Source organism: Paenibacillus sp. OSY-SE (assembly GCF_000283315.1).
Classification (GTDB): domain Bacteria; phylum Bacillota; class Bacilli; order Paenibacillales; family Paenibacillaceae; genus Paenibacillus_B; species Paenibacillus_B profundus.
Genome location: NZ_ALKF01000141.1, coordinates 24498 through 31211, shown reverse-complemented (window position 1 = coordinate 31211; position 6714 = coordinate 24498). Strand labels below are relative to the sequence as shown.

General features: G+C 44.6%; 6 protein-coding genes. All 6 read left to right on the top strand.

Annotation, left to right across the window (positions count from 1 at the left end; all coding sequences use genetic code 11):
- Positions 1 to 179: 179 nt before the first annotated feature.
- The 6 genes from A372_RS0103580 (at position 180) to A372_RS0103550 (ending at position 6609) form a co-directional block, all read left to right on the top strand.
- Positions 180 to 623, top strand: a complete 444-nt coding sequence (locus tag A372_RS0103580) for a hypothetical protein (RefSeq protein WP_019419471.1) — start codon at positions 180 to 182, stop codon at positions 621 to 623.
- A gap of 69 nt (positions 624 to 692) precedes the next feature.
- The gene (locus A372_RS0103575; RefSeq protein ID WP_019419470.1) at positions 693 to 932 is read left to right on the top strand and encodes a hypothetical protein; all 240 of its coding nucleotides are present in this window, start codon (positions 693 to 695) and stop codon (positions 930 to 932) included.
- Between the two features lie 1166 nt (positions 933 to 2098).
- On the top strand, positions 2099 to 2347 hold the full coding sequence (locus A372_RS0103565) for a hypothetical protein (RefSeq protein ID WP_157259421.1): 249 nt from the start codon (positions 2099 to 2101) through the stop codon (positions 2345 to 2347).
- 177 nt (positions 2348 to 2524) lie between these two features.
- On the top strand, positions 2525 to 3454 hold the full coding sequence (locus A372_RS0103560) for an LCP family glycopolymer transferase (RefSeq protein ID WP_026010874.1): 930 nt from the start codon (positions 2525 to 2527) through the stop codon (positions 3452 to 3454).
- Between the two features lie 151 nt (positions 3455 to 3605).
- Complete coding sequence (locus A372_RS0103555; protein ID WP_019419466.1) at positions 3606 to 4505, top strand: alpha/beta fold hydrolase; 900 nt, start codon at positions 3606 to 3608, stop codon at positions 4503 to 4505.
- Positions 4506 to 4716: 211 nt separating this feature from the next.
- Entirely contained in the window at positions 4717 to 6609 is a 1893-nt protein-coding gene (locus A372_RS0103550; RefSeq protein ID WP_019419465.1) for a beta-propeller fold lactonase family protein, read from the top strand.
- The last annotated feature ends 105 nt before the right edge of the window (positions 6610 to 6714 follow it).

Sequence of the window (6714 nt, the reverse complement as noted above, 5' to 3'; positions counted from 1 at the left end):
TTTGGCTCTGCGAAAGTTGAGTCAATAAAATTACTTACTTAAAGGCTTTTACACCAGATGGAACGGAAATTCCTATCGATGAATACAAACTTTTACTTGAAAAGTCTAGGAATCCGCTGTCGTCTGACTTCAGGGTTCCTAATCAAGATGACGACATAGTTCCACTTGATGTGGTGTCATTGGTCAAATATCAGGAAACCCAAAAATGGTCGGAATTAATGAATCCTAAAAAAGCAACCCCTACCACGGATTGCAGAAATAGCGCTGCACCATGTTCAATAAAATTAGAACAAGGAATCTCGAACACGGAGGAGTTTTCTGTAGGTGTCGAAACCATTGAAATACCAGCAATTCGCTCATCAGCAAGTTTTACTTGGACAAAATCAGCGATTTCAACTACAACGATTGGAACTGATCTAACTGTTCCTAAGGGGAAGAAGGGCTATCTTACTTGGGCACCAAAGTTTAATTTTACCAAAGGAAATTTGAAGCATTATGTTACATTACCCGGCGGTGATTTTAGATTAGTGAAGGAAAAGAAAGGTGAATGGGGTGCATCCCCAGCTCTTACGCCAGCAACAGGTTTTGCAGATGGAATTATTGCGATAGTCATTGAAAATTAGTAAAATTAACAATAGATTGAATTCTTCGTTTGAATGAATTCAATCTATTGTTTACTAAGGGGTGTTAAAATGAAAAATTCAAGTCTTCTTGGCATTTGTCTGATAGCTTTAAGTGGATTAGAACAAATACTGATCTACATGGCAAACAGCGAATCGGCTGGGGATAGTTTCAAAAAACTATCCGATATCACACCCGACTATATTTGGAACATTCCAATGATTACATTAGTTATCGGAATTTTATTAATAGTAGTACCTCTATTAATACCAAAAAAAGATAACACTAAATCAACATCGGGTAAAAAATAAAGAGGTTGAGCGTCTATCCTTCGACTGCTCGGCCTCTTACTGCTTAATGGTTGCGTTCTAAGATTGATTCCTGAAGAGCCATTTGCTTATCTATTTAAGCTTCAGGGCGCAGCCGGCCGATACGTTTGGCTGCAGTTGACAAAGCAGGTCAGCTTATGCATGCAGTTCTTCCGTATTCCTGGTACTTCTGCGCATAGCCTGCGGTGCGTTCGGCCGCAGCTGACGAAGAACGGCCAACTCGTAAATCTGTAATCTTGGTCTTTCCGAGCGCAAATGGTGCCAATAGAAAAAACTATAGTATAGCAGGAAACTAAATTCCAGCGACTGGAGATAGTACCGATCGTCAATACTTATATGAGTTGTTTCGATATTCTCATTAGATTTAATACTCCTACATACATCGTAAAAAATATGTGGCTTTTCAGTTATGAAGCGTTTTCCGGAAGCTCCGTGTTCTGAAATAAGGAGATCGCAAATAACTCTTGCACTTCTTAAGCCATTTCGAACATATCCGTTAGCTAGCATATCCATCCCTGATGTTGGATCGAACTGGTGTTTAGTGCATAATAGAAATGCCGAAGATAGCAGCGTAAAATGCTTAAGTAAAAAGTAAAGAAGAGACACTTTCCAGCATCCCACTATTCCTCCTATCGATAGGTATACGTAACGTAGCGATGGAAATTGAAAGGATGCTGAAAATGCCTAAACAACAATTTATCAGATTTTTACGTGAAGCAGAAGGGCTTTCGGTGAATGAAACTGCCCAACAAATTCCACTTTGACAGTGGTTTTGGCTTTCGAGCGCCCTGATCTTTCTTTAGGATGCTTTTAGTAGCTTGATCCTCGCTTTTGCACGTTTGAGTTCTTCCTCCGCTGACAGTTATCCTGGTGGTTGATTATTGGCCAGTTCATCCGGTAAGTCTTACGTCATTATTTGGGATTTACACCCTAACGATGTAGCCCAAGCTGGGCGTATAATGAAAAAGCAGGTGCCCATGTGATTCTCTTGTTTGTTTTAAGCTTTCATTTCTAAGGGAATGGTTACAGCTCAGCTTTGCACACAGGGCATGATTACTTTACTTTGAATGTTAAATGAATGTAGTACATAATGGGAACATAAGTTTGGTTGAGATGTTAGTGCAGATGGAAAAGCTGTCGGCTTAACCTTGAACGAATATGGCACTGTTGCGAGCAATGAGGCGGGGCAAACTGCGTCAGACTCTATATATGTGACGGGTGATGCAGAAAGAAGCTTGGCTACCGTATATTCCATGGCCAAGGCAAGAATCGCCGCATTGCATGCAGTTGGGAGAGAACCCGCGCCGATAGATATAAGAAGCTTGCCGCTTGCCTTTAATCAGTCGCCGGAAGCGGCCACGGTCGGACAGACAGATGTTCAGCGCATCCAAGCATAAGCGAATTCCATGCTATCCATTGAAGGGTAACTTAACTTTTTCATAACCCTTTATGTTTCATGGTAAGTTAACATGAAAAACACTAAGAGCCAGAACAAACGCAGCTATAAGCTGCAAGCTCTCTCTTTATAGGGAGGGCTCTTTGTGTTTACATTCATTGCTCAGTCGGAGGTTTGCATGAAAAAACATTTGAAAATCAGTCTAGCGGTTTTGTTGTCATTTGTCATTATTGCAATAGGCTATACGATTTATATTTATCGTGCTATGGAAAAGACGGCGGAAGAAATGCAGATCACGTTCGAGGAGACGGAAAAGAAAGAGACGGCTGAAACCGGAGAGATCGAACGATCGCTTACCTTTTTATTGCTTGGTATTGGCGATCGGCCGAAAATCGGCGATCCGGGGAGGGCGGACAGCATTATCGTTGTGTCTTTGAATCCTGCGGTTAAAAATGCATTGATGTTTAATATTCCACGTGATTCGCGAGTAGAAATCGTCGGGAAAGATAAAATGGATAAAATCAATCATGCTTATGCATATGGTGGAACTGAAATGATGAAAAAAACGGTCGAACGCTTTTTGAACCATTCGATCGATTACGTCGTTCAGACAAATATGGAGGGGTTAACTCAGCTTGTTGATGTTTTCGGAGGAATTGAAGTAGTTAACGACTTTGCCTTTAATCAAATGGATCAATATGGAAGAAAGAAACATCATTATGACAAAGGGCAGATTCAATTGGACGGGGAGAGAGCGCTGCATTATACCAGAATGAGGAAATCCGATCCTAAAGGAGATTTGGGGCGAAATGAACGCCAGCGGCAGGTTCTAACCATTTTACTGCAAAAAACGGCATCGTTATCTTCTGTATTTAAGATCGAAGAAATATTGAACATCATGGGTAAAAATATTAAAACAAATATCTCTTTTGAAGAAATGAAATCCTTTTTCCTGCAGTTCAAAAAAGACTGGAACGACTATCAAATTGAATCGCTTGAGATAACAGGCTCCAACCAAATGATTCAGGGCATTTATTATTATCACGTATCTGAGGAAGAGCGTGATATTGTCTCCGCCCAATTGAAGGAACACGCAGCTGCAGAATGAAGAGAAGGTTTTTAGGAAATAGGTACGAAGCGGATTATTGAGCGAACTCATGAAGGCCCGTAATTACTTCTAGAGGCGGATGATGAACGCCAGCGTATAGGTTAAGATGATGAGCAAACGGCAGGTTGTGAAGAAAAAAGGAGGGTCCATTATGAAGGGATATATTCAACTTCCAAATCAGAAGAAGGTCTATTATGAGGTTGTCGGAGAGGAGCCTTTTCCAACCTATGTGTACATACATGGTGGACCTGGGACGGGCTCTTATGATTTCCTGCATTTGCAGGGCAAGGCATTATCCGAATTCCTCAGAATCATCGCTGTCGATCAGCGCGGAGTGCTGCGCTCCGATCCGCTTGAAGAAGACGAGGCATGTGGACTTCAGGATATTATTGCGGATTTTGAAACGATCCGTGAATATTTCCAGCTGCAATCTTGGGGCGTCATCTCCCATTCCTTTGGCGGGTATATTGGCACGAAATATTGCTTGCAAATGCCTCATGTCGTGACGAGCCTGATCTATGAATGTCCTACTTTTGATTTGCACAGCTCATCAGTAAGTATCTTAAAAGGAGCAGCGGATATGTACAAGCGCTTGGGACAAATCGATGATGCAGCGGCCTGCATGAAAGCGGCGACAATTCGTGATGCACAGACCATTTGGGAGGAGCTTTCATGTTATTTGCACCGGCTGGGAGATAAGCGTGACGAGCTTTATGTGCATGGCGAAGACAAACATTTTTTTGATAAAATGGTGGCCGAATCGGGAATTTCAGCACACCATTGGTCGCGCAGCGGAACCCATCAGAAGAAGCTCTACGAAGAGGGAAGCGTGTTTGCATCGCTGATTGATGATTTGACACATATAACGTGTCCCGCTCTTCTACTGCAAGGAAGGTACGATCTTGTCACGGGCCCGGAGCAAGCTGAGGCGTTTAGTAAAGGTGCATGCAGACGAACGGAATTATTTCACAATAGCGGTCATTTTCCAAGATTCGAGGAGCCTGAGCGGTATTTTGAAGTAATCCTCGATTTTGTAAGCGGCTTAAGGTAGGCAGTAATTATGGACGATAATGAAGACTCCATCATAGAAATGACAATACCGCTGCGCTTCCGATAGATTTGAATAAAGATTGTTGTAACTAATAACATAGCCGGGGCCATCTGGAGCTGTTCTCATATAATATTGAAACCTATCTTATTTCTGTATCCTTTTGCTAGAATGATAGGTTTTAATAAAGCATTTTGAAAAGGAGGACAAGCCGATGAACGCATTACCCAACAATTATGTCATCGCCATTGAACGCGCGATAAGAAGAGTCAGCTTTGTCGACACGGATACGCTAACAGTAGCTCAGCAAATCAGTATCGATGGCGATATTATGGATGTAGCTATTACGAGCGATTTTAATAAAGCGGTTATAAGCGCCTTTTTAACTCAACAGTTGTTTGAAATCGATTTACGCACGGAACCTCCATCCGTTGTAAATACTTTCCACTCACCCACCGCGCTGGAAGACGTGGCTCTCAGTGCCGATAACCGCTTTGCCGTAAGCGTGGACGGAACTTCTGTTGGGCAGCTGAATATGGTGTCATATAGTCTTGAGCACGGAGACGGCAGCTGGATCCCTGCGGATGCGCAAGCGGTGGCGGTCTCCCCCGACTTGAGCGGTCGCATCTTGACTGCCCGCTTCGACCAAGGCAGGGTGCGGCTCTATTTGATTGACAATGCGGGCATGCTCACGGATACCGGGAGCGAAGTGATGGCGGGCGACACGCCATTCAACCTTTCCTACACGCCCGACGGCCGATTTTGTTTTGTAGCCAACTTTTTCGCTAATGAAATCGTGGTTCTGTATACCGGAAACCCGAATTATTTCGGAGAAACGAGCCGAACGCCTGTCATTGGGAACCCGCAGACGATCGTCGTATCTAAAAACGGACAGCGAGTATACGTTCTGACTACGCAGGAGGTCGCCAGCTTCGAGTTCGATCCGGTGGCCCAAAGACTGAGCCTGACGGGACGATTCAATCATAACTTGAATATTGTCAGTTATTTCGGCGTAGAACGAATGACGCTGGATGCCACGGAGACGAAGTTAATCATCTCTGGTCAAAACCAGCTTGCTGCCTTCGACCTCACAGGTACTCTCCTGGGGATCGTACCGGGCGTGCAGTCCGACGGAGGGGTGGCTGCCGGACAAGCAAGTCACCGTCTGCCTACCGACACCTTATTGGTGACTTCCCTCGATGGTAAGCTTCAATTTTTTGACGAAACACTTTCACCTGTTATCGGTGAGGTTAATTTGGATGTGCAAGGAATAGATACTAATAATGTTGTCATATCAAGAGATTGCAGCAGAGCGCTCGTCGCATCCTCCTCCGGCGGCTTTAAACTGTTGGATATCGACCTGACGACTAACCCGCCTTCGCTGAAGCATACGGTCTTTACTCCGGTGCCCGTGTTCAGTCTCGACATTACGCCGGATAGCCGATATGCGGTCGGTGCGTTCAGTCAATTGATCTGCTATTCGTTTTCCGATCAAACCGTCAAATCCATTCCGGCAGATGCGCAATCCGTGGTCGTATCGCCGAACGGTAACGGCCTCATTCTGGCTGCTAGTTATTCTACAGGCCGAATAAGACGTTATCATATCGATGCCGAAGGCAACCTGACGGATACCGGGCGCGAAGTGGAGATAGGTGATTCTCCAGCGAACCTCGCCTATTCACCCGACGGCAATTTTGCCTTTGTCGCCAACTGGGGGGCACAGGAAGTAGTCGTGTTGGATACGAGCAGCCCGGATTATTTCGGTGAAACGAGCAGGGTTGGCTTGAGCGGCAACCCGGACACGATACTGGTGTCCCGTGACGGGAGCAAAGTGTACGTGCTGACTTCACTGGAGGTACAAATCTTCAATTTTGACCCAGTTGCCGAAAGATTGACGCTATCGAGCAGCTTCAATCACAACCTGAGACCAGTACCCATAGTTGGTGTCAATATGATGGCGCTGAACTCGGACGAGTCCCTGCTGTATATTTTGACTTTTATGCCCCGGTACTCGAGGAGACTGGTGGCCTTTACCACAACCGGAGAACAACTGTATGGTCCAACCGGAGACTTTGCCCCGGGAGTCGCCATCTGTAAACCCGTGTAACGGTTTGATCCCGATTGAGTTGAGATATATACAAAGCCCTTAATGCTTCCCACCGGAAGGTTAAGGGCTTTGTCCGATCGTTTAATAACATAAGGTTAAATAAAC